Origin of the sequence: Azospirillum sp. Sh1, assembly GCF_008365135.1 — a bacterium.
GTDB classification, from domain to species: domain Bacteria; phylum Pseudomonadota; class Alphaproteobacteria; order Azospirillales; family Azospirillaceae; genus Azospirillum; species Azospirillum oryzae.
The window spans coordinates 16,153-41,748 of record NZ_VTTK01000017.1; the positions used below are offsets into that span (position 1 = coordinate 16,153).

Annotated in this window: 21 protein-coding genes; 8 read left to right on the forward strand and 13 right to left on the reverse strand. The window is 68.4% G+C overall.

Features of this window, described 5'->3' with window-relative positions:
* Positions 1–182: 182 nt before the first annotated feature.
* From FZ029_RS17875 to FZ029_RS17895, 5 genes are all read right to left on the reverse strand, one after another.
* Positions 183–983 (reverse strand): ABC transporter permease, encoded by an 801-nt coding sequence (locus FZ029_RS17875; protein ID WP_149270602.1) that lies wholly within the window; start codon positions 981–983, stop codon positions 183–185.
* Positions 980–1,918 (reverse strand): ABC transporter permease, encoded by a 939-nt coding sequence (locus FZ029_RS17880; RefSeq protein WP_149270604.1) that lies wholly within the window; start codon positions 1,916–1,918, stop codon positions 980–982. The genes FZ029_RS17875 and FZ029_RS17880 overlap by 4 nt, the downstream gene beginning before the upstream one ends.
* Entirely contained in the window at positions 1,915–2,991 is a 1,077-nt protein-coding gene (locus tag FZ029_RS17885) for an ABC transporter ATP-binding protein (protein ID WP_149270606.1), read from the reverse strand. The genes FZ029_RS17880 and FZ029_RS17885 overlap by 4 nt, the downstream gene beginning before the upstream one ends.
* 145 nt (positions 2,992–3,136) lie before the next feature.
* Complete coding sequence (locus tag FZ029_RS17890) at positions 3,137–4,204, reverse strand: ABC transporter substrate-binding protein (RefSeq protein WP_247892363.1); 1,068 nt, start codon at positions 4,202–4,204, stop codon at positions 3,137–3,139.
* Between the two features lie 254 nt (positions 4,205–4,458).
* Entirely contained in the window at positions 4,459–5,412 is a 954-nt protein-coding gene (locus FZ029_RS17895) for a LysR substrate-binding domain-containing protein (RefSeq protein WP_149270608.1), read from the reverse strand.
* Between the two features lie 486 nt (positions 5,413–5,898).
* Here FZ029_RS17895 and FZ029_RS17900 point away from each other — a divergent pair, with 486 nt between their 5' ends.
* From FZ029_RS17900 to FZ029_RS17930, 7 genes are read left to right on the forward strand one after another with little or no spacing between them, the layout of a single operon-like run.
* Entirely contained in the window at positions 5,899–7,032 is a 1,134-nt protein-coding gene (locus tag FZ029_RS17900; RefSeq protein ID WP_149270610.1) for an FAD-dependent oxidoreductase, read from the forward strand.
* Positions 7,013–7,327, forward strand: coding sequence for a (2Fe-2S)-binding protein (locus FZ029_RS17905; RefSeq protein WP_149270612.1), 315 nt, complete (start codon positions 7,013–7,015; stop codon positions 7,325–7,327). Before FZ029_RS17900 ends, FZ029_RS17905 begins: the two co-directional genes overlap by 20 nt.
* Positions 7,324–8,787 carry an NAD(P)/FAD-dependent oxidoreductase gene (locus tag FZ029_RS17910; RefSeq protein WP_149270614.1) on the forward strand — a complete coding sequence of 488 codons (1,464 nt, stop codon included), beginning with the start codon at positions 7,324–7,326 and terminating at the stop codon, positions 8,785–8,787. The genes FZ029_RS17905 and FZ029_RS17910 overlap by 4 nt, the downstream gene beginning before the upstream one ends.
* Positions 8,788–8,801: 14 nt before the next feature.
* Positions 8,802–9,920: an FAD-binding oxidoreductase gene (locus tag FZ029_RS17915; RefSeq protein WP_149270616.1), complete on the forward strand. Its 1,119-nt coding sequence runs from the start codon at positions 8,802–8,804 to the stop codon at positions 9,918–9,920.
* 18 nt (positions 9,921–9,938) lie between these two features.
* Positions 9,939–10,286 (forward strand): RidA family protein, encoded by a 348-nt coding sequence (locus FZ029_RS17920; RefSeq protein ID WP_149270618.1) that lies wholly within the window; start codon positions 9,939–9,941, stop codon positions 10,284–10,286.
* A gap of 25 nt (positions 10,287–10,311) precedes the next feature.
* Positions 10,312–11,076: a transporter substrate-binding domain-containing protein gene (locus FZ029_RS17925; RefSeq protein WP_149270620.1), complete on the forward strand. Its 765-nt coding sequence runs from the start codon at positions 10,312–10,314 to the stop codon at positions 11,074–11,076.
* Between the two features lie 31 nt (positions 11,077–11,107).
* On the forward strand, positions 11,108–11,455 hold the full coding sequence (locus FZ029_RS17930; RefSeq protein WP_149270622.1) for a RidA family protein: 348 nt from the start codon (positions 11,108–11,110) through the stop codon (positions 11,453–11,455).
* Positions 11,456–11,525: 70 nt separating this feature from the next.
* On the opposite strand, the gene FZ029_RS17935 is transcribed toward FZ029_RS17930, so the two are convergent.
* The 5 genes from FZ029_RS17935 to FZ029_RS17965 all read right to left on the reverse strand — a co-directional run bounded on the left by FZ029_RS17935 (position 11,526) and on the right by FZ029_RS17965 (position 18,324).
* Positions 11,526–12,824, reverse strand: coding sequence for a four-carbon acid sugar kinase family protein (locus FZ029_RS17935; RefSeq protein ID WP_149270624.1), 1,299 nt, complete (start codon positions 12,822–12,824; stop codon positions 11,526–11,528).
* A gap of 5 nt (positions 12,825–12,829) precedes the next feature.
* The gene (locus FZ029_RS17950) at positions 12,830–14,308 is read right to left on the reverse strand and encodes a ribulose-bisphosphate carboxylase large subunit family protein (RefSeq protein WP_247892364.1); all 1,479 of its coding nucleotides are present in this window, start codon (positions 14,306–14,308) and stop codon (positions 12,830–12,832) included.
* Between the two features lie 169 nt (positions 14,309–14,477).
* Positions 14,478–15,017: a VOC family protein gene (locus FZ029_RS17955; RefSeq protein ID WP_149270626.1), complete on the reverse strand. Its 540-nt coding sequence runs from the start codon at positions 15,015–15,017 to the stop codon at positions 14,478–14,480.
* A gap of 36 nt (positions 15,018–15,053) precedes the next feature.
* A complete protein-coding gene (locus FZ029_RS17960) occupies positions 15,054–16,970 on the reverse strand; it encodes a TRAP transporter large permease subunit (protein WP_247892365.1) in 1,917 nt (638 codons plus the stop codon).
* Between the two features lie 325 nt (positions 16,971–17,295).
* Complete coding sequence (locus FZ029_RS17965) at positions 17,296–18,324, reverse strand: TRAP transporter substrate-binding protein (protein ID WP_149270630.1); 1,029 nt, start codon at positions 18,322–18,324, stop codon at positions 17,296–17,298.
* A gap of 142 nt (positions 18,325–18,466) precedes the next feature.
* On the opposite strand from FZ029_RS17965, the gene FZ029_RS17970 reads away from it, so the two are divergent.
* Positions 18,467–19,555 carry a LacI family DNA-binding transcriptional regulator gene (locus FZ029_RS17970; RefSeq protein ID WP_149270632.1) on the forward strand — a complete coding sequence of 363 codons (1,089 nt, stop codon included), beginning with the start codon at positions 18,467–18,469 and terminating at the stop codon, positions 19,553–19,555.
* 175 nt (positions 19,556–19,730) lie between these two features.
* On the opposite strand, the gene FZ029_RS17975 is transcribed toward FZ029_RS17970, so the two are convergent.
* From FZ029_RS17975 to FZ029_RS17985, 3 genes are all read right to left on the reverse strand, one after another.
* Positions 19,731–22,907: a multidrug efflux RND transporter permease subunit gene (locus tag FZ029_RS17975; RefSeq protein ID WP_149270634.1), complete on the reverse strand. Its 3,177-nt coding sequence runs from the start codon at positions 22,905–22,907 to the stop codon at positions 19,731–19,733.
* A gap of 153 nt (positions 22,908–23,060) precedes the next feature.
* Positions 23,061–24,242 (reverse strand): efflux RND transporter periplasmic adaptor subunit, encoded by a 1,182-nt coding sequence (locus FZ029_RS17980; protein ID WP_149270636.1) that lies wholly within the window; start codon positions 24,240–24,242, stop codon positions 23,061–23,063.
* A 6-nt stretch (positions 24,243–24,248) separates the two neighbouring features.
* Positions 24,249–25,022: an alpha/beta hydrolase gene (locus tag FZ029_RS17985; protein WP_149270638.1), complete on the reverse strand. Its 774-nt coding sequence runs from the start codon at positions 25,020–25,022 to the stop codon at positions 24,249–24,251.
* Positions 25,023–25,596 lie beyond the last annotated feature (574 nt).

The following is a 25,596-nucleotide window of genomic DNA, read 5'->3' on the forward strand; positions in this document are numbered from 1 at the left end:
TTGGTGTAGGGGTAACTCTCCAGAATCCCGTCCATTGCTCGGACAAGACGCGGTTCCACGACCTCATCTGTCACAAAGTCTTTCAGAAACGACGGAATCACTCGCCGAGAAGAAAACGCCCCGCACGCGGACGTGCGGGGCGCTCAGTCTGGGGAGGAAACTCAGGGGGGAGAAAGCCAGTCTCAGTCGCGGCCCTTGCCGACCAGCAGACGTTCCAGCCCATAGACGCGGTCGAGCACCAGCATGGCGGCCACGGTCAGGAAGATCAGCACCGCCGACACCGCCGCGACCAACGGGTCGATGTTGTCCTGGATGTAGAGGAACAGGCGGACGGGCAGGGTGGTGGTCTCCGGCGAGGCGATGAAGACGGTCATCGTCACCTCGTCAAAGCTGTTGATGAAGGCCAGCACCCAGCCGCTCGCCACCCCCGGCAGGATCAGCGGCAAGGTCACCCGGCGGAAGCAGGTCCAGGACGATGCGCCCAGCGACGACGCCGCGTTCTCCACCGCCCGGTCCATTCCGGTCGACGCCGCCAGGATCAGCCGCAGCGCGAAGGGCAGGATGATGATGACATGGCTCAGCACCAGCCCGGTGAAGGTGCCGCCCAGCCCGATCATGGTGAAGAAGCGCAGGAAGGCGATGCCGAGAACGATGTGCGGCACCATCAGCGGCGACAGGAACAGCGCCTGGATCGCCTCGCGCCCGAAGAACTGGTGGCGGGCGATGGCCAGTGCCGCCGGCACCGCCACCAGGATCGCCAGCGTGGAGGACACCGCCCCCAGCAGCAGGCTGTCCTTGAAGGCGCGGATGAATTCCGGATTGTCGCCGATGGCGCGGAACCAGCGCAGCGACAGCCCCTCGGTCGGCAACGACAGATAGCCCTGCGAGGTGAAGGCCACCGCGCAGACGATCAGGATCGGCGCCAGCAGGAAGCCCAGGAACAGGACGTGGAAGATCAGGGCGATCGGGCCGTTGCGGTTCATTCGAACACCTGTTTGTAGCGACGCTCGACCAGCCGGTTGCAGCCGACGATGATGACGATGTTGGCGATCAGCAGCAGCACGGCCACCGTGGCGCCCAACGGCCAGTTCAGCGTGTTCAGGAACTCGTCATAGGCCAGTGTCGCCGCCACCTTCAGCCGCCGCCCGCCGATGATCGCCGGGGTGGCGAAGGCGCTGGCCGCCAGCGCGAAGACGATGATCGACCCCGACAGGATGCCCGGCACGATCTGCGGCAGCACCACCCGGCGCATCACCGTCAGCGGCCCGGCGCCCAGCGACAGCGCCGCATTCTCCACCTGCGGGTCGAGCCGCTGCAGCGAGGCCCACACCGACAGCACCATGAAGGGCACCAGCACATGGGTCAGCGCGATGACGACGCCGGTTTCCGTGTACATGAACTCGATCGGCGTCGCGATCAGCCCCAGCCCCATCAGCCCCTGGTTGACCAGCCCGGTGGAGCCGAACAGCAAGGCCCAGCCCAGCGTGCGCGACACCACCGAGATCAGCAGCGGCCCCAGCACGATCAGCAGGCAAAGCCCGCGCCACGGCGACTTCATCCGGCGCAGGATATAGGCCTCCGGCGCGCCGAACACCGCGCACAGCAGCGTCACCACCGCGGCGATGCGGAAGGTGCGCAGGAACACCTCGTGGAAATAGCTGTCGGCGATGATGTCGGCATAGTTGCCGAGCTGCCAGACATTCTGGATGCCGCCATAGAAGCTGAAGCTGTTCAGCGACAAGAGGAAGGTCATCACCAGCGGCACCAGCAGCAGCACCGCGAACAGCGCCAGCCCCGGCGCGCTCAGCAGATAGGGCGCCAGCGGCCAGCGGCGCGGCCGGCGGGGAGGGGGCGCATGCGTATCCGGGCGCGCGCCGGTCGCCTGCATTTGGGTATCGGTGGAGGCCGCCATGCTCATGCCGCCTCCCGGACGGAAGTCGCCGAGTCCGGATCGGCGGGCATCACCGCCATGTCCTGCGCCCGCCAGCCTACCATCACCCGCTCGCGCTCGGCCGGCAGGGGCGAGCCGTCATGCTGGCGGATCACCGTCACGCGCCCGGCGGCGGTCTCGATCTCGAACAGCCATTGCGTGCCCTGGAAAACGCGGGCCAGCACGGTGCCGCTCAGGCCGCCCGCATCGACGAAACCGATCTTCTCCGGCCGCACCGCCAGCGCCCCCGGACCCACGGGCACCGGCTGCGTCACCGGCCATACGCTGTCCGCCACGGTGATGACCGTATTTCCCCCCGCGCCGCTGCCGACCATCCCCGGCAGCAGGTTGGTGCGGCCGAGGAAATTGGCGACGAAGGCGTTGGCCGGCCGGTCGTAGGCCTCCTGCGGGGTGGCGACCTGCTGGATGCGGCCCTTGTTCATCACCACCACGCGGTCGGACAGCGCCATCGCTTCCGACTGGTCGTGGGTGACGAGGATCATGGTGGTGCCGACGGTGCGCTGGATGCGGCGCAGCTCGATCTGCATCTCCTCGCGCATCTTGGCGTCCAGGTTCGACAGCGGCTCGTCCAGCAGCAGCAGGCTCGGCTTGATGACCAGGGCCCGCGCCAGCGCCACGCGCTGCTGCTGGCCGCCCGACATGCGGCGGGGGTGGCGGTCGCCATACTGCTCCAGCCCGACCAGCTTCAGCGCGTCGGCCACCATGCGCTCGCGGTCGGCGCGTGCGATCTTGCGCATTTCCAGCCCGAAGGCGACATTCTCCGCCGCGGTCATGTGCGGGAACAGGGCATAGCTCTGGAAGACGATGCCCAGCCCGCGCTCGTTCGGCTTCTTCGCCAGCAGGTCCTGGCCGTCCAGCGTCACCCGCCCGCCGTCGGCGTCGAGGAAGCCGGCGATCATCTGCAAGGTGGTGGTCTTGCCGCAGCCCGACGGCCCCAGCAGCGAAATCAGTTCGCCCTTCTCCACCGTCAGCGAGACGTTGTCGACCGCCGTCCAGTTTCCGAAGCGCTTGGTCAGTTGGTCGAGAACCAGATAAGCCATGCCGTCGTCTCCCTCTTCCCCATATCCCCCTCTCCCCCCGGGGAGGGGGTCGGGGTGAGGGGGATGCGCAGGGGTGGATTCTCGAGAATCCTCGCCGTGCTCCCCCTCACCCTAACCCTCTCCCCGGGGGGGAGAGGGGACTAGCTCAGCGCTCGATCTCGCGGGTCCAGCGCTTGTTCCAGACCTCGCGGTTCTTGTTGATGGTGTCCCAGTCCACCACCAGCAGCTTGCCGACCTGCTCCGGGCCATAGGGGATGCCGACCTGCTTGTCGGCGGGCAGTTCCACCGTCTTGTTGACCGGGCCGAAACCGGCATTGACCGCCAGCGCGGTCTGCGCCTCGACCCCCAGCATGTGCTGGATGAACTTCTGCGCCTCGGCCGCGTTCTTGCTGCCGGCGACCTGACAGGCGGCGGATCCCAGCACGATGCCGCCTTCCTTCGGATAGGTGAAGGCGGCGGGGAAGCCGGTGTCGGCCAGCGCCTTGGCCCGGCCCGATCCCCACACGGCGATGACCGCCTGGTTGCTCTGGAACAGCTCGGTCATCTTGCCCGGCGACGGCTCATAGGCGAGCACGTTCGGGTTGATCTTGTCCTTGAACTCCTTGAACCCCGGTTCGATGTTGGTCTCCCCGCCGCCGTCCAGGCGGGCCATCATCACCAGTGCGTGCAGGCCATAGCTGTTGTTGATCGGCGGAACCACCAGCTTCTTCTTGAAGCGCGGGTCCTCGATGTCCTTCCACGAGGTCGGGGCCGGGATCTTGTTCTCGTCGAACCAGGCCTTGTTGTAGACGATGCCGGTGCCGACCGCGCCGAAGTTGATCGCCTTGCCCGACGGCATCTTCGCCAGATCATAGAGCTGGTCGTAGACCGGCGCCTTCGCCAGATCGGCGCAGAAATTCAGCGCCACCGCCTGATACATCGGGCCGTCGTCCAGGATGACGACGTCGATCTGCTGGTTGCCCTTCTGGGCCTGCAGCTTGGCAAGGTTGTCGGTGGAGTTGCCGGCGACATACTCGACCTTCACCCCCGTCGCCTTCTCGAAGGCCGGGATGATGTCCTTGCGCATGGTCTGCTCGAAGGAACCGCCATAGGCGGCGACATAGAGCGTCTTGTCCTGGGCCGCCGTTTGGGCCTGGGCCGTCTGGACCGCGGCCATGCCGCACCACAGGGCCGCCGTCGCCATCAACCCGCACATCACGGAGCGCATCGTCATTCTCCTCTAGAGCCTGTTTCCCTGTTTGCGGTCCTGTTCATGATCCTGGGGGGCATCCGGGCCTGATCTTCAAGGCCGGTCGCACTGCCGGTCCGGATCGCCGCTTTTACCGTCCCTCGTCTTGCCGTCCGCATTTCTGCCGGATGTTTTTCAGGCTGCTCTGCGGGACGGTCGCGGCCAGGACTTGGGCCAAGGGTGATGGCGCGGTCACATAACCGTCAAATCGAATTCCCGCCATCATTCATCCGCTAATGTTATAATTCCGTGCTGCGAACGAGTTGGTGGTCGTTTCCGGTGCCGCCGGTGCCGAGAAAATCGTCGCGGAAGCGCGTCGCCTCCTCCATGAAGCCGGCCAGGAAGTCCTCGGCGATCATCGACAGCGGCACCTGGGCGGAGCGCAGGATGGCGATGTCGAAGCCGATGCGCGGTTCGAAGGCGCGGACGATCAGCCCGTGCGGGACGTAATCCTGGGCGGTGAAGGGATCGACGATGGACACGCCATAGCCGGCCGCCACCATGGCGCAGGCGTTCATGGTCAACTGGGCTTCCACCCGCATCACCCGCGCCACGTCATGGTCGGCGAAGGCGGTGTCGATGCGGGAGCGCAACAGGGCTGGCGGGGTGGTGGAAATGAAGCTCTCCCCCTCGAAGTCCTTCGGCACCAGGACATCCTTGGCGGCCAGCGGGTGGCCGGGCGGCAGGATGGCGACGGCCGGAATCCCGTGGATCTTCTCGGTCACCACCGCCGCGTGGTCGATGGGGGTGTGGGCGAAGCCCAACTCGCATTGTCCGGTCGCCACCCAGTCCAGGATGATCGGCGAGGTGCTGCCGCGCAGCGCAATGTCCACCCGCGGCCGCTCGGCGAGGAAGCGCGCGACATAGCGCGGCAGGAACCCCACGCCCAGCGCTGGCATCGCCGCCACCCGCAATGCCCCGCTGCGCCGGGCGGTCAGGTCGCGCGCCGTCTGCTCGATCAGTTCCAGCCCGACGAAGGCGCGATCCACCACCTGATACAGCGAGATCGCCTCGCTGGTCGGCGCGATGCGAGGGCCCCGCCGTTCGAACAGCGTCAGCTTCAGCGCATATTGCAGGTCGCCGATCAGCCGGCTGACCGCGGGCTGGGAAATGTTCAGCAATTCCGCCGCCGCGGTGATGCCGCCGGTCACCATCACCGCGCGGAAAGCCTCGATCTGGCGCGGATTGATCATGGTGCCCGTCCCAGTTCGCAAGGCAGGACCAATCCCCTCTCCCCCCCGGGGAGAGGGTTAGGGGGGGGGGGGACGCACGGCGAGGATTCTCGGGAGCGCCACGCCACGCATCCCCCCCACCCCGACCCTCTCCCCGGGGGGGAGAGGGAGACCGCCCCTCACCACACCATAACATTCGGTCATGAAACACCCCTTCGATCTGATTTGACAGTTATAGGTTGGCTGCCGATGCTGTCGCAAGGATCGAGGAGCGGCGGTGCGCCGCCGGGCAGCATCCCGCGGCGCTCCGCCAAAGAAAACCCTGCAGTTCGCAATCCATCCATGTGTAACGCCGGCAGATCCGGCGTGCCCACAAGGATATGCACGGCATCGACAAGTAATAGGCACCGTATACGGGTGTCGAGACCTGCGATGCGCGCCACACGATAACGGCGGCGGCCGGTGCGCACGGAAAATGGTGCGGCGCCGGCGGCGGGAGTGGAGACGATGACGCAGCCCAGTCGGGGCGGAGAATACGACGTCGCCGTGATCGGCGGCGGGCTGGTCGGATCGGCGCTGGCCTGGGGCCTCGCCCGGTCGGGCCAGAAGGTTGCGATGCTGGACGAGGGCGACATCGCCGTCCGTCCGTCGCGCGGCAACTTCGCCCTGGTCTGGGTGCAGGGCAAGGGTCTCGGCATGGCGGACTATGCCGGCTGGACCAAGCAGTCCTCCGACGAGTGGGGCGGCTTCGCCGACCTGCTGCGCGAGCAGACCGGTCTCGACGTCGCCTACCGGCGCCCCGGCGGCTTCATGCCGATGCTATCGGAAGAGGATCTGCAGGCCCGCGCCAACACCATGATGCGGCTGCACAACCAGCCCGACATGATCCCATACCCCTACGAGGTGATGGACCGCGAGACCCTGCGCAAGGAGTTGCCCTTCATCGGCCCCGACGTGGTCGGCGGCACCTATTGCCCGCTGGACGGTCACTGCAACTCGCTGCGGCTGCTGCGCACCCTGCACAAGGGCATCGGCCTGCTGGGCGTCGATTACCGGCCCAACCACCGGGTGGAGAGCATCGGGCATCGCGACGGCGGCTTCCGCATGACGACTGCCGGCGGCGAAGTCCGCGCCGGCAAGATCGTGCTGGCCGCCGGCCACGACAGCGCGCGCTTGGCGCCGATGGTCGGGCTGTCGGCCCCCGTCCGTCCCCAGCGCGGCCATGTCATCGTCACCGAGAAGACCGCGCCCTTCCTGCACCATCCCACCGTCTATGTCCGCCAGACCGACGAGGGCGGGGTGATGATCGGCGACAGCTTCGAGGAGGCCGGCTTCGACACCACGCTGCAGCCCGGCGTGTCGTCGGCGATCGCAGAGCGCGCCATCCGCTTCTTCCCGCTGTTGGGCAAGCTGAACGTGGTGCGCAGCTGGGCGGCGCTGCGCGTGCTGACCCCGGACGGCTTCCCGATCTACGAGGAGTCGCAGACGGCGCCCGGCGCCTTCGTCGCCACCTGCCACAGCGGCGTCACCCTTGCCGCCAACCATGCGCTGACGCTGGCGCCGCTGATCGCGGCCGGCGGCCTCGGCGACCGCTTCAAGCCCTTCAGCGCCCGGAGGTTCCATGTTCCGCAGGCTGCCTGAGATCGAGACCGCTTCCCAGTCCGCTGGCCAGACGGTCGCTTTCACGATCGACGGCCGTCCGGCCAGCGCACGGGCCGGCGACAGCGTCGCCGCCGCCCTGCTGGCGAACGGCGTCACCGCCTGCCGCACCACACCCGTGAGCGGCGCGGCGCGCGGTCCCTACTGCATGATGGGCGTCTGCTTCGACTGCCTCGTCACCATCGACGGCACCGGCAACCGCCAGGGCTGTCAGGTGCGGGTCGCCCCCGGCATGGCGGTGGAAACCCAGAACGGCAAGCGCGAGGTGGAGCGATGAGCGCCCAGGGGAACAGGTTCGATTTCGACATCGCCGTCGTCGGCTCCGGTCCGGCCGGCCTCGCCGCTGCGGCACTGGCCGCCTCCAAGGGCGCGTCGGTCGTCCTGCTCGACGAGCAGGCGGAGCCGGGCGGCCAGATCTACCGCGCCGTCACCGAAACTCCGGTGCGCGACCGCAAGGTGCTTGGTCCCGACTATTGGCACGGCGCCGAGCTGCTGGGGCCGCTGCGCGACAGCGGTGCCGCCCACTGGCCGGGAACCACGGTGTGGAGCGTCGCCCGCCCGCGCGAGGACGCTGCCGACGGGTCCCGTTCCATCCAGATCGGCCTGTCGCGCAACGGCGCGGCGGCGATGCTGACCGTCCGCCACGTCATCCTGGCGACCGGCGCGCTCGAACGGCCCTTCCCGATCCCCGGCTGGACCCTGCCCGGCGTGCTGGGCGCCGGTGCGGCACAGGTTCTGCTGAAGACCTCCGGCCTTGTGCCGTCGGGCGCCACGGTGATGGCGGGCAGCGGCCCGCTGCTCTGGCTGCTGGCCTGGCAGTATCTGCAGGCCGGCGCCCGCATCGACGCCATCCTCGACACGACGCCGAAGGAAAACTGGCGCGCCGCCCTGCCGCTGCTGCCCGGCTTCCTGCGTTCGCCCTATCTCGGCAAGGGCATGAAGCTGATGCTGGAGGTGCGGCGCAAGCTGACCGTCATCGGCAACGTCACGGCCCTGCGCGCCGAAAGCGGCATCGGCGGTGACGGTGTCCTGAAGAGCGTCGTCTACACCCGCAACGGCACCGAACACCGGCTGCCCGCCGACACGCTCCTGCTGCACCAGGGCGTCATCCCCAACCTGAACCTCGCCAATGCCACCGGCTGCGCCCAGCGCTGGGACGAGCAGCAGCGCTGCTGGCGCCCGACCACCGACGCGTGGGGCGCCACTTCGGTCGAGGGCGTGTCGCTGGCCGGCGACGGCGCCGGCATCGGCGGCGCCCGCGCGGCCGAGGAGGCCGGACGGCTGACGGCGCTCGACGCCCTGTACCGGCTGGGCCGCATCGGCCGGGAGCAGCGCGACCAGTCCGCCGCGCCCTTCCGCGCCGCACTGGACCGCGCGCTGACCGGCCGCGCCTTCCTCGACACGCTCTACACCCCGGCGGAGGCCTTCCGCGTGCCGGCCGACGACACCATCGTCTGCCGTTGCGAGGAGACCACCGCCGGCGCGGTGCGCGAGGCGGTGCGGCTCGGCTGTTCCGGCCCCAATCAGGCCAAGAGCTTCCTGCGCTGCGGCATGGGACCGTGCCAGGGCCGGCTCTGCGGTCCGACGGTGACGGAGGTCATCGCGGCCGAACGCGGCGTCTCCCCGGCGGAGGTCGGCTATTACCGGCTGCGCCCGCCGGTGAAGCCGATCACGCTGGCCGAACTGGCAGCATTGCCGAAGACCGACGCCGACATCGACGCCGTCTTCAAGCACTGACGCGGAGCCGCCCGATGACCGCACTCTCTCCGGACGTCATCGTCATCGGCGGCGGCCTGCACGGCTGCTCCGCCGCGCTGCACCTGTCGATGCGCGGCGTCCGCGTTCTGGTTCTGGAGAAGGACCATGTCGCCCGCCACGCCTCCGGCGTCAATGCGGGCGGCGTGCGCCAGCTCGGCCGCCATGTCGCCGAAGTGCCGCTGTCCGTCGCCTCGATGGCGCTGTGGCACGGCATCCGCGATCTGGTGGACGACGATTGCGGCTTCGAAAGCCACGGCCAGATCAAGGTGGCGGAGACCGAGGCCGAGCTTGAGACGGTGCGCGCCCGCGTCGCCGAACTGAACGCGCTGGGCTTCACCCACGAGGAGGAGATCGGACAGGAGGAGCTGCGCTCGCTGGTGCCGTCCATCGCCGGCCATTGCGTCGGCGCCCTGGTGTCGCGCGGCGACGGTGCGGCGATCCCCTTCCGCACCACCTTCGCCTTCCGTCGCAAGGCCATCGCGCTCGGCGCCCGCTTCCAGGAGGGCGGCGCCGTGACCCGGCTGGCCCGCAAGAACGGCCTATGGACCGTCGAAACGGCGGACGGCGCCAAGTTTGAGGCCCCGGTGGTGGTGAATGCCGCCGGTGCCTGGGCCGACCGCATCGCCGCGCAGGTGGGGGAGCCGGTGCCCTTGGAGGTCATCGCACCCATGCTGATGATCACCGCCCGCGTCGCCCCCTTCATCAAGCCAGTGGTCGGCGCGACCGGCCGCACCCTGTCCTTCAAGCAGTTCCCCAACGGCACCGTGCTGATCGGCGGCGGCCTGCTGGGCCGGGCGGTGCGCGACGAGAACCGGACGGAGCTGGACTTCTCCCAGGTGTCGGTGAACGCCCGCACGGTGTGGGACCTGTTCCCGTGCATGCGCGGCGCCACCATCGTCCGCTCCTGGGCGGGGATCGAGGCGCGGATGTCGGACCAGATCCCGGTGATCGGCCCCAGCGGCACCGAGCCGGGCCTCTACCATTCCTTCGGCTTCTCGGCGCACGGCTTCCAGCTCGGCCCCATTGTCGGGCGGATCACCGCCGACCTGATCACAGCCGGGTCCACCGACCTGCCCATCGCCCCCTTCCGCATCGGCCGCTTCGCCGCCTGACCTTTGGAGAATCCCACAGTGACGATCCAGCGCTTCCACCCGACCCCGCGGCTCTGCGACATGGTCATCCACAAGGACACCGTCTATCTCGCCGGCCAGATCGTCGACGACGGCTCCACCACCGTCGAGGCGCAGACCCGCGACGTGCTGCGCCAGATCGACGCCCTGCTGGCCGAGGCCGGTACGTCGAAGAGCAGCATCCTGACCGCCACCGTCTATCTCGCCGACATCGCGACCTTCCCCGAGATGAACGCCACCTGGGACGCCTGGGTCGACAAGGCCAACCCGCCGGCCCGCGCGACGGTGGAGGCCCGTCTGGCCGACCCGTCGATCCTCGTCGAGATCGTCGTCGTCGCCGCGCGCTGAACCAACTCACCTGCCGGAGCCCGCCATGAAGCGCCTCACCTTGGGCGTTGCCGCCCTTCTGTTGCTTGCGTCCGGCGGCATCGCCGCGGCGCAGGAGATCCGCATCGCCACCGAGGGTGCCTACCCGCCCTTCAACTTCACCCAGCCCGACGGCAAGGTGGCGGGGCTGGAGGTCGACCTCGCGCATGCGCTGTGCGAGCGGATGAAGCGTCCCTGCACCGTCGTGGCGCAGGAATGGGACGGCATCATTCCGGGCCTGTTGGCGAAGAAGTACGACGCCATCATGGCGACGATGAACATCACGCCGGAACGGGCGAAGGCCATCGGCTTCTCCACCCCCTACATGGTGGTGCCGGCCTATTTCGTGGCGCCGGCCAAGTCGACCATCGACGGCTCGCCGGCCAGCCTGCGCGGCAAGACCATCGGCGCCCAGGTCTCCACCACCCATTCCCGCTATGTCGAGAAGCATCTCGGCAGCGACGCGACGCTGAAGACCTATGATACCGCCTCCAACCTGCTGGCCGACCTGAAGGCCGGGCGGCTCGACGCCGCCATCACCACCGGCGCCACCGCGTCCGACTGGGTCAAGGGCGACGGCGGCAAGTCGGTCAAGCTGGTCGGCCAGCCGGTGATCGACGCCGAGGTGTTCGGCCCCGGCATCGGCGTCGGCCTGCGCAAGGAGGACACCGCGCTGAAGCAGTCCTTCGACGAGGCGATCCGCGCCGTCGTGCAGGACGGCACGCTGGCGCGCATCGCCGCCCGCTACGTCGATTTCTCCATCACCCCGTGAGTTCTTTCAAAAAACCAAGGAGCAGTTCCCCGTGATCAAGCGCATCGAGAAGACCAAGATCATGCACCGCGTCGTCGTCAACAACGGCACGGCCTATCTCGGCGGCATCATCGCCGACGACGTCAGCGTCGGCATGGGCGGCCAGGTCACGCAGATCTGCGGCAAGCTCGACCAGGTGCTGGCGATGGCCGGCAGCGACAAGACCAAGCTGCTGTCCGCCCAGCTGTTCATCACCGACATGAGCCTGAAGAACGAGATGAACGACGCATGGCTGTCCTGGCTGGACGGCAACGACCTGCCGTCCCGCGCGACCATCGGCGTCGCCGATCTCGGCAAGCCGGAGATCAAGATCGAAGTGGTGGTGACTGCCGCGGTCTGAGCGGCACGCAATCCCGGACCGATCCCCTCTCCCCCCCCGGGGAGAGGGGGAGAATGGGGCGGGAGAGGGCCTACCCCAGCAACCGCTCGAACAAATCCTCGCCGCCCATCTGTCCGCCCTTCAGCATCAGCTCCAGCCCATCGACCGAAGGGTCGTCGGCATGGGTGCGGCTGACGGTGACCCCCGGCGCCAGCGTGCAGCGATAGGACAACCCCCAGCACCCCAGCGCCCGCACCGCGAGGCTGGACGTATCCCCGCCCGCGATCCCGACCCGGCGCAACGGCACGCTCCGCAGCACCGCCGCGACGAACTCCGCCGTCGCCGCCGCCACCCGCCCGGCCTGGGCGGTGTCCGCCGTCCCGGCTTCCGCCGGCGCGGTCCAGACCAGCGTGTGGCGCCCGGCGCGCAGCGAAGCCGCCACCTCCCCCGACAACGCCTCCGCATAGCCGGCATCCGCACACAGCGCCGCCGCATCGGCCCGGATGCGCGTGTAGGACCCCGCCGCCTCGATCTGCCGCCGCGTCACCGGAGACAGGCTGCCCGCCATCAGGAACACCGGCGAGTCCGCCGCCGCCAACGGCGCTTCTTCCGTCCGAGCACCCGAGCCGGCGTTCCAATGCGCCACCAGCGCCTGCGCCACGCTGCTCGGCCCGACCGCCAATAACGCCTCGCGCTCGGCCCGCTCCCAGATCAGCCGCCCGACGGCCGCCAGATCCTCACCGCGCGACACGTCCAGCAGCACCGCCGGCGCTCCTTCCGCCAGCCGCCGTTCCAACAGCCCGTTCAGCGCGTCGCCGTCCAACCCGTAATCCGGGAAATTCAGCGCCGCCATCTCCTCCAGCCCCTGCGCCGCGAGATGCCGGCGCAGGTCGGCCTCCGCCATCGGGGTGACGGGATGGACGCTCATCGTCGGGTGACGGTCGATGCGATGGACCGTCCCGCCGGTCCCAGCCGCCGCGAACAGGGTGCTGAACAGGCAATAGCGTCCGATGTTCGGCTGCCCGCCCACCACCGGCCGGAAGCGGTTGGGGAAATGCGGGGCCAGACTCCGCACCGCCTCGCCGATGCTGCCGACACCGGGCGCGCTGTCGAAGGTGGAACAGCATTTGTAATGCATCACCGGCACGCCCAGCCCGGCGAAGAAGCGCCCGACCGGCTCCAGCTCCGCCCGCATCGCGTCCGGCGCCATGCTGCGCGCGGCGCCCGCGATGCCGACGGCGTCGAACGGCCCGGCTTCTCCCAACCGGGCGGCATCCGGCACGTCGAGGAACAGCAGCGCCCGCTGCCCGGCCTTCGCCAGGGCGGCCAGCGTGTCGGTCGCCCCGGTGAAGTCGTCGCCGTACCAGCCGAGCCTCGGTCCCGCCGCCATCGCTTTCAGCCCTTCTTGCCGAAGAAGTCCAGCGACCGCCGCAGCTCCGGCTGCTCCAAAGCCGCCTCGTCGAGCGTGCGCCCGGCCCGCACGGCGTCCCAGGCCTGCCGGATGCTCAGCACGCCGGCCGCCGGCCCGTCGGGATGGGCCATGATGCCGCCGCCGGACATGAACAGCAGGTCCGCCGTCCCCACCGCTTCCCAGGTGACCGGCACCGTGCCGGCCCATTGCCCGGAGGAGAAGGCCGGCATCACGGCGTCGCTGACGTTCCCTCTCCCCCCCGGGGAGAGGGTTAGGGTGAGGGGGTCGCGTTGCGTGGAGGTGTCGGCAGGCGTGGACGTTTCCGGTTCCCCCGATCCCACGCCATGCATCCCCCTCACCCCGACCCTCTCCCCGCTTTCGGCGGACCTTTGGTCCGCCTGTCGCGTCAGCGCAAACGAAGTTTGCGCGAGAGCGGGGGGGAGAGGGGGAAGGTCGCATCCTAGCGGCGCCAGACAGGCCCGTGCCCCGTCGATGACCTCCTCGTCGGGCTGGGCGAACTTGCCGTTCAGGCCGTGGACATGCATGTGATCCACCCCGGCCAGCCGCCACAGCGCCTGATAGGCGTCGAAGCCGATGCCCAGCAGCGGATGGCGCGACAGGGCGCCGAAGCCGTTGCGGTGGCCGTGCAGCACCAGCCCGCTGTGCCGGCGCAGCGTCTGAACCGCCGAATAGCCGCACCAGTTCAGGCTGACCATGATGCAGGACCCACCCTCGCGCTCCACCAGATCGGCGTGGCGGCGCATGGCGTCGGTCTCGTCGGTGATGTTGAAGGCCACCATCACATGCTTGCCGGTGCGGTCCTGGTGCCGGCGCACCCGGTCCATCACCGCCGGGATGCGCCGGGCCAGCGGCGCATGGGCAGGATCGGCGCAGATCTCGTCGTCCTTGATGAAGTCCAGCCCGGCGGCGCACAGCGTGCCGACCAGCTCGCCGGTCTCCTCGGCCGATAGCCCGACATTCGGCTTGATGATCGAGCCGACCAGCGGCCCGTCCGCCACCCCGGTCAGCCGCCGGGTGCCGGCGACGCCGTGGCGCGGCAGGTCGAACTGCGCGCGGTAGGCCTGCGGGATGCGCAAGGACTCCAGCCGCAGCCCCGTCACCTCGCCCAGGTCATACAGGTTGCCGGCGACCGTCGCCGCCAGCGTCGGCAGGTTGGCGCCGATGTTGGCGGTGGGGAAGGAAATGGTGACGCGCGCCCGCTGCCACGGGCCGGGGTTGCGCTGCCGTTCCAGCCAGGTGTTGGGCAGGGCAGGGGTCTCGGCGACGTCCAGCTTCTCGACGGATTCGACGATGGCGCGGGCGCGGGCGCGCAGGTCGTCGGTCTCGCCATGGACACGGGTGAAGGTGCCGCAGGACTGCTCCCCCGCCATCACCTCCGCCACCTTGGCCGGGGCGAGGGGGGTTTCGATCAGGTATGTGGCTTCGATGCGGTCGGGGTGCATGGGATGGCCTTGTGATGGCGTGAAGTGCTGGCGCGGGTTGCCCCCTCCCCATCCCTCCCCCTCTTCGAGGGAGAGGGGGTAGGAGCTTTGCGGGAGCGCAGCGGAGTTCCCTCTCCCGCGAAGCGGGGGAGGGTTAGGGAGGGGGCAAAACGCCCCCACAAATCGCCCCTTACAGCTTGCTCAAATCCGGAAACGGCCGCACCGGATCGGATCCGTCCCACCCCATCGACGCCTCTCGGATCAAATCGAACATCTTGCCCTTCGGCCCGGCGACCTCCGACAGCTCGATCACCGTGCCCGGATGGTATTCCGTGTCGAAATAGATGAAGCGCCCCTTCTCGCCGACCTCGCCGCTCATCACCGGCTTGAAGCCCTGGCCCAGCAGCCGTTCGAGGTCGGCGTCGTAATCCTCGGTCCAGTAGGCGACATGCTGCAGCCCGGTGTTCCCCGCCTGCAGAAAGTCGCGGTACATCGACGGCGCGTCGTTGCGGGTCTGGATCAGCTCCATCTGCAGCGGGCCGGAGTTGGCCAGCGCCACCGAATTGTGAACCTCGTAGGATTCGCCGCGGTAGCTGTAGTTCCGGATCGGAACCCGCTCGTTGTAGAACCAGGGACCGATGCCGAGCGTGCGGCTCCAATAGTCCATGGCGGCCTCGATGTCGCGCACGACGTAGCCAGCCTGACGGATCTGGCCGAAGAATCGGCTCATTGAAGGAACTCCGGATAAGAGGGAAAATGGTTGGCTTTAACGAGCCAGGAACCCGGTCGAAATCCAGGGAATGGCGGCGACGATCACCAGCCCGACCAGCAGGGCGCCGACATAGCCCCAGATGTGCTTCAGGCCGTCGTCGGGATTGACCTTGCTGATGGCGCAGGCGCCGTAGTAACCGACGCCGAAGGGCGGGGCGAACAGGCCGATGCCCATGGCGAAGATGACGACCATCGCGTAATGCACCTCGTGCACGCCGACGGCGCGGGCGATGGGGAACAGCAGCGGGCCGAACAGCACGATGGCCGGGATGCCCTCCAGAACGCTGCCCAGGATGATGAAGGCGACGATGGAGATGGCGAGGAAGCCATAGGCGCCGCCGGGGATGCCGGCCATGAAGCGCGCCAGATCGGACGAGAAGCCGGACTGGGTCAGGCCCCAGGCCATCGAGGTGGCGCAGCCGACGATGAAGATGATGGCCCCGGTCAGCGACGCCGTTTCGATCAGCATCGGCTTCAGCCGGCGCCAGTCGAACTGGCGGTAGATCAGCAGCCCGACCACGGTGGAATAGGCGATGCCGATGGTCGACACTTCGGTCGCCGTCGCGATGCCCTCGACCACCGCGGCGCGGATGACGAAGGGCAGCAGGATGGCTGGCAGCGCCACCATGGCGAGCCGGGCGATCTCGCGGCCGGGGGTGCGCTCGACATGGCTCAGATCCTCACGGCGGTAGCGCCGCCAGACGACGAAGCACAGGCAGGCGCCCAGAACCACGCCCGGCAGCATGCCGCCGGTGAACAGTGCCGCGATCGACACGCCGGTGACGGACCCGATGGTGATCAGCACGATGCTGGGCGGGATGGTCTCGGTCTGCGCACCGGTCGCCGACAACAGCGCCACCAGATCGCCCGGAGGGGCGCCGCGCTTCTTCATCTCCGGGAACAGAACCGGGGCGATGGCCGCCATGTCGGCGATCTTCGAGCCCGAGATCCCCGACACCAGATACATCGCCCCGATCAGCACATAGGACAGGCCGCCGCGCACATGGCCGAGCAGGCTGGCGAGGAACTGGATCATGGCGCGGGCCATGCCGGTCATCTCGATCAAGAGGCCGAGGAAGACGAACAGCGGCACCGCCAGCAGGATCAGGTGGCTCATCCCCTCGTCCAGCCGGCCGACCATCACCAGCAGCGGGGTGGAGGTGGTCAGCGCCAGATAGGCGAAGGTGGCGAGCGCGAAGGAGAAGGCGATGGGCACGCCGGCGAAGACGTTGGCCGCGACCAGCCCGACGAAGAAGATGACGAGGTTCAACTGCCCCAGCGGCTTCAGCACCGGTCCGGCGACCCAGAAGCCGGCGACGATGGCGCCGGTCACCAGCGCCGCCGCCAGCACGGTCAGCGGCCGGGCGACGCGCAGCAGCCGGAACAGCGCCGCCACCAGCATCAGCCCCAGCCCGACCGGCAGCGCCGCCGCCCGCCATGCGTTGGAGACCTCCATCGCCGGGGTGGTGATGAACTGCTCCTCCATCGCGTAATCGACGGCGTGGTAGAGCACCAGCGCCAGGAAGGCGATGGGGGCGGTGATGGCGATGCATTCCAGCAGGCTGCGTGCCTGCGGGCCGACGCGGCTGACCAGCCCGGTCATCCGCATATGCTCGCCCCGGCGCAGCGCCACCACGGCACCCAGCATCGACAGCCACAGGAACAGGATCGAGGCCAGCTCGTCCGACCACACCAGCGGCGTGTGGAACAGGTAGCGGGCGGTGACGCCGGCCAGCAGGACGACGATCTCGACCAGAACCAGAAGGCCCGCCACGGTCTCGACCCCGACGGACAGGCCGCGGTCGATCCGGCGCAGCAGCGAAGCGCCGCCGCCGGTGCCGAGACTGCCGGGAGCCTCCGCAAAGCCGTGAACCGGTTCGGACAGGTGGGACATGGCGGGATGTTCCTTCATGGAAGAATACCTGAGCGTTTGTGAGTTTTGCCTCTTTCGGGCGTCATTCCCGCGAAGGCGCAAAGGCTAACTTACGGATTTGATTGCTGCCGAAGCCAAGCCCGTCCCTTATCGACCGTCATCCCCGCGAAGGCGGAGATCCAGTGTTTCCCAAGTAAAACCAATGAGTAAGCCTGGATCCCCGCCTTCGCGGGGATGACGCTGAGAGAGGTGCCGGCCCATTGGGGAATGGGCAGAAACCTGTAAGTTGGCGCCTATGCGCAAAAGCGGGGATGACGGCCGATAACAGCCTCTAAAAACTCACAGCTTTTGAGTGGGCCGGCGCTCAGGCGAGCTTGCCGACCGCCTCTTCCAGCAGGCCCCAGGCCTCGTCGCCGAAACGGCCCTTCCATTCACCGTAGAAGCCGCTGTCGCGCAGCTTGGCGCGGAAGCTGTCGGGCGAGGGCTGGTTGAAGGCCAGCCCCTTCGCCTCCAGATCGGTGCGAACCGATGCGTTCAGCGCCTTGATGTCGCCGCGCTGCGCCATGCCGGCGTCGTTGATGGCGTTGGCGACGATGGTCTGCATCTCCGCCGGCAGGCCCTTCCAGGCGCGGCCGTTGGCGATGAACCAGAAGCCGTCCCAGATGTGGTTCGACAGCGAGCAGTATTTCTGCACCTCGTACAGCTTGGCGACCTGGATGATCGGCAGCGGGTTCTCCTGCGCATCGACGATCCGGGTCTGCAGCGACGAATAGACCTCGCTGAACTGCAGGCTGGTGGGGGAGGCGCCCAACCCCTTGAACATGGCGATGCTGAGCGGGCTGACCGGCACGCGGATCTTCAGCCCGTTCATGTCGGCGGCCGAGCCGATGGCCTTGTCGCCGCTGGTCATCTGGCGGAAGCCGTTGTCCCACATCTTGTCGAACGCATAGAGCCCGACCTTGGAGATCGCCTCGCGGACATGGGCGCCCAGCTTGCCGTCCATCGCCTTCCACACCTGATCGTAGTCGGAAAAGGCGAAGCCGACCGCGTTGATGGCGGCGACCGGAACCAGCGTGGCGATCACCAGCGCCGAGGGCGTGAAGAAGGTCAGGCCGCCGCTGCGCACCTGGGACAGCATGTCGGTGTCGCCGCCAAGCTGGTTGTTCGGGAAGATCTTGATTTCGACCTTGCCGTTGGACTCCTTGGCGATGCGCTCCGCCGCCTGCTGGGCGCGGATGTTCAGCGGGTGGGTCAGCGGCAGGTTGTTGCCGTATTTCAGCTCATACTCGGCGGCACGGGCGATGTGCGGCATGCCGATGACGGTACCGGCCGCGCCGATTGCGGGCGCGGTGGCGATGGCCTTCAGCATCGTGCGGCGGGTCAGACTGGTCATTTCAAACCTCCCATGGATTACCGGCCGACGTTGCTGTTTCCGGCCTTGCGTTTCTGATGTGATCTGATGTCAATTGATGATTGTTGGATGGACGGTATGTCCAGCACCGACAAGTGTCAAACGCCGAAATTGATGGTTTTTGATGGTTTCACTGAAGGACGATCCGGAAATTGCCGCCGGACCCCGCGGCCTGCCGCGGGTGGCCGACATTGCCCAGGCCGCGGGGGTGTCCACCGCCACGGTCGACCGCGTGCTGAACCACCGGCCGGGGGTGCGCGCCGCCACCGTGCAGCGGGTGTTGAAGGCGGCGGCCGAACTCGACTATCTGCCGGACAGCGATCTCTATGCTGCGGCCGGGCAGAAGCCGATGCGGCTGTCCTTCCTGCTGCCCGCCGGCAACAACCGCTTCCTGACCGGCTTGGGGGAGATGATCCGCCGCGCGGAGTCCATGCTCGCCCCGCACGGCGTCAAGGCGCAGGTGGAATTCATCAAGAGCTTCAATCCGGAACTGCTGGCGCGCAGCCTGTTCCAGCATGGCCGCCGCGCCGACGGCGTCGCCTTCATGGCGCTGGAGCATCCGGCGGTGCGCGAGGCGGTGGACGCGCTGGCCGACCGCAACGTGCCGAGCGTGACGCTGATCTCCGACATTCTGAACTGTCGGCGCGCCGGCTATGTCGGGCTGGACAACCGCGCGGCCGGCCGCACCGCCGGTTATCTGATCGCGCGTTTCCTCCGGCACCGCCCGGCCAAGGTGGCGATGATCGCCGGCAGCCTCAGCTACCGCGCCCACGAGGACCGCGAGATGGGCTTCCTCCATGTCCTGAAGGAGATCGCCCCCGACATCGAGGTGGTCGGCCTGCGCGAGGGCCATGACGACGAGGGGAAAAGCTACCGCCAGACCCGCATGCTGCTGGGCCTGCATCCCGACCTTGCCGGGGTCTACAACATCGGCGGCGGGGCGGAGGGGGTGGCCCGCGCGCTGAAGGAGACGCGGCGGGAACGCGAGATGGTCTTCATCGGCCACGGCCTGACCACCGAGACGCGCGGCCTGCTGATCGACGGGGCGCTGGACGCGGTGATCACCCAGGATCCGCGCAACACCCTGTCGGCCTGCGTCGGCATTTTCACCAACCTGCGCGCCGGCCGGCCGGCGATGCAGGGGGTGGAAACACCAAGGGCGGAAGTGATCTTCCGCGAAAACCTGCCGAAGAACATGCTGCCGGATGAATGAGGGAAGCCGATAAATACCCTCTCCCGCCCCGGGAGAGGGAGGGGACCCGCCGAAGGCGGGGAGGGTGAGGGGCTATCCGAACATGGATCTTGATCTTTGGATCACCCCTCACCCTTCCCATGGCGATGCCATGGGCCCCTTCCCTCTCCCGGGGCGGGAGAGGGAGCATCAGCAATCACTCCGCCGGCTGCACTCCGCCATGCGCCGGCGCTTCCACCCGACGCTCCGCTCCGGCCAGCTTGCGCAGCAGCACGTAGAACACCGGGGTCAGCACCAGACCGAACAGCGTCACGCCGATCATGCCGGCGAACACCGCGACACCCATGGCGTGCCGCATCTCGGCACCGGCGCCGGTGGAGGTGACCAGCGGCACCACGCCCATGATGAAGGCGATGGAGGTCATCAGGATCGGCCGCAGCCGCAGCCGGCTCGCCTCGATTGCCGCCTGCACCACGCTGCGCCCCTCATGCTCCAGTTCGCGGGCGAACTCGACGATCAGGATGGCGTTCTTCGCCGACAGCCCGACCAGCACCATGAAGCCGATCTGCGTGAAGATGTTGTTGTCGCCCCCCGTCAGCCACACCCCGAACAGCGCCGACAGCACGCTCATCGGCACGATCAGCAGGATGGCCAGCGGCAGCGTCAGGCTCTCGTACTGCGCCGCCAGCACCAGGAAGACCAGAAGCACGCTGATCGGGAAGACCCAGAGGCCCGCATTGCCGACCAGGATCTTCTGATAGGTCAGGTCGGTCCATTCCAGCTTGACGCCGCGCGGCAGCACCTCCGCCGCGATCCGCTCCGCCGCCGCTTCCGCCTGTCCCGACGAATAGCCCGGCGCCGGTCCGCCATTGACGTCGGCGGCGGTGAAGCCGTTGTAGCGCACCACCATCTCCGGCCCGTAGCCCGGCTGCACCGTGACCAGCGAGGACAGCGGCACCATCGTGCCGGCGGCGTTGCGGGTCTTCAGCAACCCGATGTCGTCGGCGGTGTCGCGGAACGGCGCGTCGGCCTGCACCCGCACCTGATAGACGCGGCCGAAGGCGTTGAAGTCGTTGACGTAGAGCGAGCCCAGATAGATCTGCATGGTGTCGAACACGTCGGCGACGTTGACGCCCAATTGCTTGGCCTTCACCCGGTCAAGATCGACGTCCAGCTGCGGCACGTTGATCTGATAGGCGGAGAAGGTCGGCCCCAGCTCCGGCGTCTGCGCGGCGCGCTTGACGAAGGCATTCACCGCATTGCTCAGCGCCTCGTACCCCAGGTTCCCACGATCCTCCAGCTGCATCTTGAAGCCGCCCAGCTGCCCCAGCCCCATCACCGGCGGCGGCGGGAAGATGGCGACGAAGGCTTCCTTCAAACCGGCATAGCGCTTTTGCAAGTCCATGGCGATGGCGCCGGCCGACAGCGACGGGTCCTTGCGTTCGGCGAAGGGCTTCAGCGTTACGAAGACGATGCCGGCGCTGGAGCTGTTGGTGAAGCCGTTGACCGACAGCCCCGGAAAGGCCACGGCGCTCTGCACGCCGGGGCGTTTCAGCGCGATGTCGGTCATCTCGCGGATCACCGCCTCCGTCCGGTCGAGCGACGCGCCGTTGGGAAGCTGCGCGAAGCTGATCAGATACTCCTTGTCCTGCATCGGCACAAAGCCCGACGGCACCGTGCGGCCCAGCAGCACCGTGGCGCCGATCAGCAGCGCATAGACCGCCAGCATGACGCCCTTGCGCCGCACCACCCCGCCGACGCCGCGGCCATAACCGTCCGACGCCTTGTGGAACACCCGGTTGAACAGCCGGAAGAAGCCGCCGAACACCCGGTTCATCGCGCGGGTCAGCCAGTCCTGCGGCTGGTCGTGGCCGCGCAGCAGCACCGCCGACAGCGCTGGCGACAGCGTCAGCGAGTTGAAGGCGGAGATCACGGTGGAGATCGCGATGGTCATCGCGAACTGCTTGTAGAACTCGCCGCTGAGGCCGGTCATCGCCGCCAGCGGCACGAAGACGGCGACCAGCGTCAGCGCAATCGCGATGATCGGCCCGCTGACCTCCTGCATGGCGCGGATGGTGGCGTCGCGGGCGGACAGGCCGGACGCGATGTTGCGCTCCACATTCTCGACCACGACGATGGCGTCGTCGACGACGATGCCGATGGCCAGCACCATGCCGAACAGCGACAGCGCGTTGATCGAGAAGCCGAAGGCCAGTAGCAGCGAGAAGGTGCCGACGATGGAGATCGGCACCGCCAGCAGCGGAATGATCGACGCCCGCCAGGTCTGCAGGAAGACGATCACCACCAACACGACCAGCGCCACCGCCTCCAGCAGCGTATGGACCACCGCCTCGATGGAGGAGCGGACGAACTGCGTCGGGTCGTAGACGATGGAGTAATCCACCCCCTCCGGCATGTCGCCCTTCAGCTCCGCCATCACCTTGCGCACCTCGTCGGAGATGGCGAGCGCGTTGGCGTCCGGCGTCTGGGTGATGGCCATCGCCACCGCCGGCTTGTTGTCGAGCAGGGAGCGCAGGCCATACTGCGCCGCCGCCAGCTCCACCCGCGCCACGTCGCGCAGCCGGGTGACGCCGCCGTCCCCGCCGGTCTTCAGCACGATGTCGCCGAACTCGTCGGCGGTCTTCAGCCGGCCGCGCGCGTTGATCGACAGCTGCATCGGCACGTCGGGCAGCGAGGGCGAGGCGCCGATCACGCCGGCCGCCACCTGGACATTCTGCTCGCGGATGGCGTTGACCACGTCGGTGGCGGTCAGCCCGCGCTGCGCCACCTTGCCGGGGTCGAGCCACACCCGCATGGCATAGTCGCCGGCGCCCCACACCTGCACCTCGCCGACGCCCTGGATGCGGGTCAGCCGGTCCTTGACGTTCAGCACCGCGTAGTTGCGCAGGTACGTCATGTCATAGCGGTCGTTGGGCGACAGCAGATGCACGACCATGGTCAGCGTCGGCGAGCTTTTCACCGTGGTGACGCCCAGCCGCTGCACGTCGGCCGGCAGCCGCGGCATCGCCTGGGCCACGCGGTTCTGCACCAGCTGCTGCGCCTTGTCCGGGTCGGTACCCAGCCTGAAGGTCACGGTCAGCGCCATGTTGCCGTCGCTGTTCGCCTGCGACTGCATGTAGAGCATGCCTTCGACGCCGTTGATCTGCTCCTCCAGCGGGGAGGCGACGGTCTCGGCGATGACCTTGGGGTTGGCGCCGGGGAACTGCGCGCGCACCACGACGGACGGCGGCACCACCTCCGGATATTCGGAAATCGGCAGGCGGAACAGCGCGATGGCCCCCGCCAGGAACAGTGCCACCGACAGCACGCCGGCAAAGATCGGCCGGTCGATGAAGAATTTCGAGATGTTCATCTGGTGTCTCCGAGGGATGCCCCCTCCCCATCCCTCCCCCACCTTCGGTGGGAGAGGGGGCAGGACGCTTGCAGACTTCATGCAAAGGAGCGGCGGCAGTTCCCTCTCCCGCGCCAGCGGGGGAGGGTTAGGGAGGGGGCACGCTGCTACATGTCATCGCTGGGCCGTCTGGGTCTTGCCGTCGCCCATGGCGACCATCTTCGGCGTGACCGCCATGCCCGGCCGGGCGTGCTGGGTGCCGTTGACGACCACGCGCTCGCCGGCCGACAGTCCGTCGGTCACCACGCGCAGCCCGTTCTGCAGCGCGCCGAGCTTCACCGGCCGGTACTCCACCTTGTTCTCCGGCGTCACCACCAGGACGAACTTCTTGTCCTGGTCGGTGCCGATGGCGCGGTCATCCACCAGCAGCGCGTCATAGGGCTTGGTGCCCCCCACCTTCACCCGTGCATAGAGCCCCGGCACCAGCACGCCGTCGGCATTGTCGAAGCGGGCGCGCACGCGGATAGTGCCGGACACGCTGTCCAGCCGGTTGTCGACATACTCCACCATGCCGTCGCGCGAGTAATCCTCCTCATTGGCGAGGCCGAGCCGGACCGGGATCGTCCCGGAATCCCGCATCGGCGCGATGTGGCGCAGATAGGTCTGCTCATCGACGTCGAAGGAGGCGTAGATCGGCGATTCCGAAACCAGAGTCGTCAGCGGCTCCGCGGCGGCACCGGCGGCCACCACATTGCCGACCGTCTGTTCCGCTCGCGACACCCGGCCCGACACCGGCGCCGTCACCCGCGTGTAGCCGAGATTGAGGCGCGCGATCTCCAGCGCCGCCTGCGCCGCCTTCAGGTTGGCGGTCGCCTCGCGGGCGGCATTGTCCTTCTGGTCCATGGTGCTGCGCGAGATGGTGTCGTCGCGCACCAGCTTCTGCGCGCGGTCGAGGTCGGCCGCGGTCAGCTTCACCCGCGCCTGTGCCGCCGCGACCTGCGCCTCGGCCCGCGCCACCTCCGCCTCATAGGGGCGGGGGTCGATGGTGAACAGCACGTCGCCCTTCTTCACCAGCGCGCCGTTGCGGAAATGCACGGCGACGACGGTGCCGGGAACCTGCGGCCGGATATCGACGCGGTCCACCGCCTCCAGCCGGCCGGAATAGGACTGCCAGTCCGTCACCGGCCGGGCCAGTACGGTGGCGACATCCACCTCGGCCGGCGGCGGGGCGGGAGCTTCGGAGGCTGTTTGTGCCTCGGCCGGGCTGCGCAGGGTGATGGCGCCGGTCAGCGCCGCCACGGAGACGCCGGCCGCGATGATAAGGGAAAGGGTCTTGCGTGACGTGTTACGGGACATGGGGCTTTACCTGTGGCTCGAAGTATGGGGATGGGCGCCGGTCAGGCGGCGCCGGAAGAAATCGGCGGCGGCGGCCAGCGCCGGCGCGTGTTGGGCGAGGCCGGCATGGCTGACGCCGGCAAAGCGCGTGACCTCGGTCGGCACACCGGCGTCGATCAGCCGGGCGGCATAGCTTTCCGCCTCCGGCCGCAGCACGTCGTTCTGCGCCGTGGCGATCATGATCGGCGGCAGCCGGCCGAGCCGGCGCGATTCCAGCGGCGCCGCATAGGGATGCAGCCGCAGCGCCGCCTCCGGCAGATAGGCGCGGTAATAGCGCGCGCACTCCGTCACGCTGCCCTCGCCGCCCTTTTCACCATGGGCGACGCGTGTCAAACTCGGATCGAGCATCGGCCCGAGCAGCGCCTGCGCCGCGAACTCCGGCCCGCCGCGGTCGCGGGCGAGCAGGGTGAGTGACACCGCGACATGCCCGCCGGCATCATGCCCGGCGACGCCCAGCGGCCCGGCCCGCTCCGCCAGCCAGAGGGCTGCGGCATGGGCATCCTCGATGGCGGCGGGGAAGGGATGGGCGGGGGCCAGCGCATAGCCGACCGCCACCACCAGCGCCGGAATGCTCTCCGCCAGTGCCATCGCCGGCACCTCGACATCCTCGACCGACCCGGAGGTGAAGCCGCCGCCGTGAAAATACAGCACGCCCGGCAGCGGTCCGGAAACCGCCGGCCGATACAGGCAAAGCGGGACCTCGCGGCCCTCCACCTTCAGCGACGTGCGTGAACGTTCCATCCCGATCCGGCGCCCTGGCGCCCCTCCTGCAATGCGGCAAGAGGGATAATGTGCAACCGTCCGGGTGGGATAAAGCCGCTGCGGCTGGGAACAGAATTCAGCCGGGACGAACAATCGGGGAGGGGTGGGGGTGGCTGTTTGTGGGGGAGGGGCTATTCGTGCTGGCGCCATTCCGACGCGAAGGGCCCCCCGCAACAGTGCGCCTAAAAGCCCTCTCCCCCCCGGGGAGAGGGTTGGGTGAGGGGGGAGCGCGGGCGTCCCGCCCGCGTCAGGGGATTGCCAAGGGGCAGCATGCCCCTTGGCGGCGCGCAAAGCGCGCCGTTCCCCTCACGCATTTGACGATGATTGCCCACTCCCGTCCCGGGAGAGGGAGGGGACCCGCCGCAGGCGGGGAGGGTGAGGGGGATATCGAGAATCCCGAACCGCATGGTTTCTTGCGCTACCCCTCACCCTTCCCATGCTCCGCATGGGCCCCTTCCCTCTCCCGGGGCGGGAGAGGGAAGGAAATGCGATTGCCCCGAACCCCGTGATGCCCGCCGTTGTTGTTCAGGGGGGCGATGTGAGATGATATCCG

Coding starts and splice junctions, on each gene's coding strand:
- FZ029_RS17875 (WP_149270602.1), bottom strand. CDS start 983: ATGAACCGCAACGGCCCGATCGCCCTGATCTTCCACGTCCTGTTCCTG.
- FZ029_RS17880 (WP_149270604.1), bottom strand. CDS start 1,918: ATGAGCATGGCGGCCTCCACCGATACCCAAATGCAGGCGACCGGCGCG.
- FZ029_RS17885 (WP_149270606.1), bottom strand. CDS start 2,991: ATGGCTTATCTGGTTCTCGACCAACTGACCAAGCGCTTCGGAAACTGG.
- FZ029_RS17890 (WP_247892363.1), bottom strand. CDS start 4,204: ATGACGATGCGCTCCGTGATGTGCGGGTTGATGGCGACGGCGGCCCTG.
- FZ029_RS17895 (WP_149270608.1), bottom strand. CDS start 5,412: ATGATCAATCCGCGCCAGATCGAGGCTTTCCGCGCGGTGATGGTGACC.
- FZ029_RS17900 (WP_149270610.1), top strand. CDS start 5,899: ATGACGCAGCCCAGTCGGGGCGGAGAATACGACGTCGCCGTGATCGGC.
- FZ029_RS17905 (WP_149270612.1), top strand. CDS start 7,013: ATGTTCCGCAGGCTGCCTGAGATCGAGACCGCTTCCCAGTCCGCTGGC.
- FZ029_RS17910 (WP_149270614.1), top strand. CDS start 7,324: ATGAGCGCCCAGGGGAACAGGTTCGATTTCGACATCGCCGTCGTCGGC.
- FZ029_RS17915 (WP_149270616.1), top strand. CDS start 8,802: ATGACCGCACTCTCTCCGGACGTCATCGTCATCGGCGGCGGCCTGCAC.
- FZ029_RS17925 (WP_149270620.1), top strand. CDS start 10,312: ATGAAGCGCCTCACCTTGGGCGTTGCCGCCCTTCTGTTGCTTGCGTCC.
- FZ029_RS17935 (WP_149270624.1), bottom strand. CDS start 12,824: ATGGCGGCGGGACCGAGGCTCGGCTGGTACGGCGACGACTTCACCGGG.
- FZ029_RS17950 (WP_247892364.1), bottom strand. CDS start 14,308: ATGCACCCCGACCGCATCGAAGCCACATACCTGATCGAAACCCCCCTC.
- FZ029_RS17955 (WP_149270626.1), bottom strand. CDS start 15,017: ATGAGCCGATTCTTCGGCCAGATCCGTCAGGCTGGCTACGTCGTGCGC.
- FZ029_RS17960 (WP_247892365.1), bottom strand. CDS start 16,970: ATGAAGGAACATCCCGCCATGTCCCACCTGTCCGAACCGGTTCACGGC.
- FZ029_RS17965 (WP_149270630.1), bottom strand. CDS start 18,324: ATGACCAGTCTGACCCGCCGCACGATGCTGAAGGCCATCGCCACCGCG.
- FZ029_RS17970 (WP_149270632.1), top strand. CDS start 18,467: ATGGTTTCACTGAAGGACGATCCGGAAATTGCCGCCGGACCCCGCGGC.
- FZ029_RS17975 (WP_149270634.1), bottom strand. CDS start 22,907: ATGAACATCTCGAAATTCTTCATCGACCGGCCGATCTTTGCCGGCGTG.
- FZ029_RS17980 (WP_149270636.1), bottom strand. CDS start 24,242: ATGTCCCGTAACACGTCACGCAAGACCCTTTCCCTTATCATCGCGGCC.
- FZ029_RS17985 (WP_149270638.1), bottom strand. CDS start 25,022: ATGGAACGTTCACGCACGTCGCTGAAGGTGGAGGGCCGCGAGGTCCCG.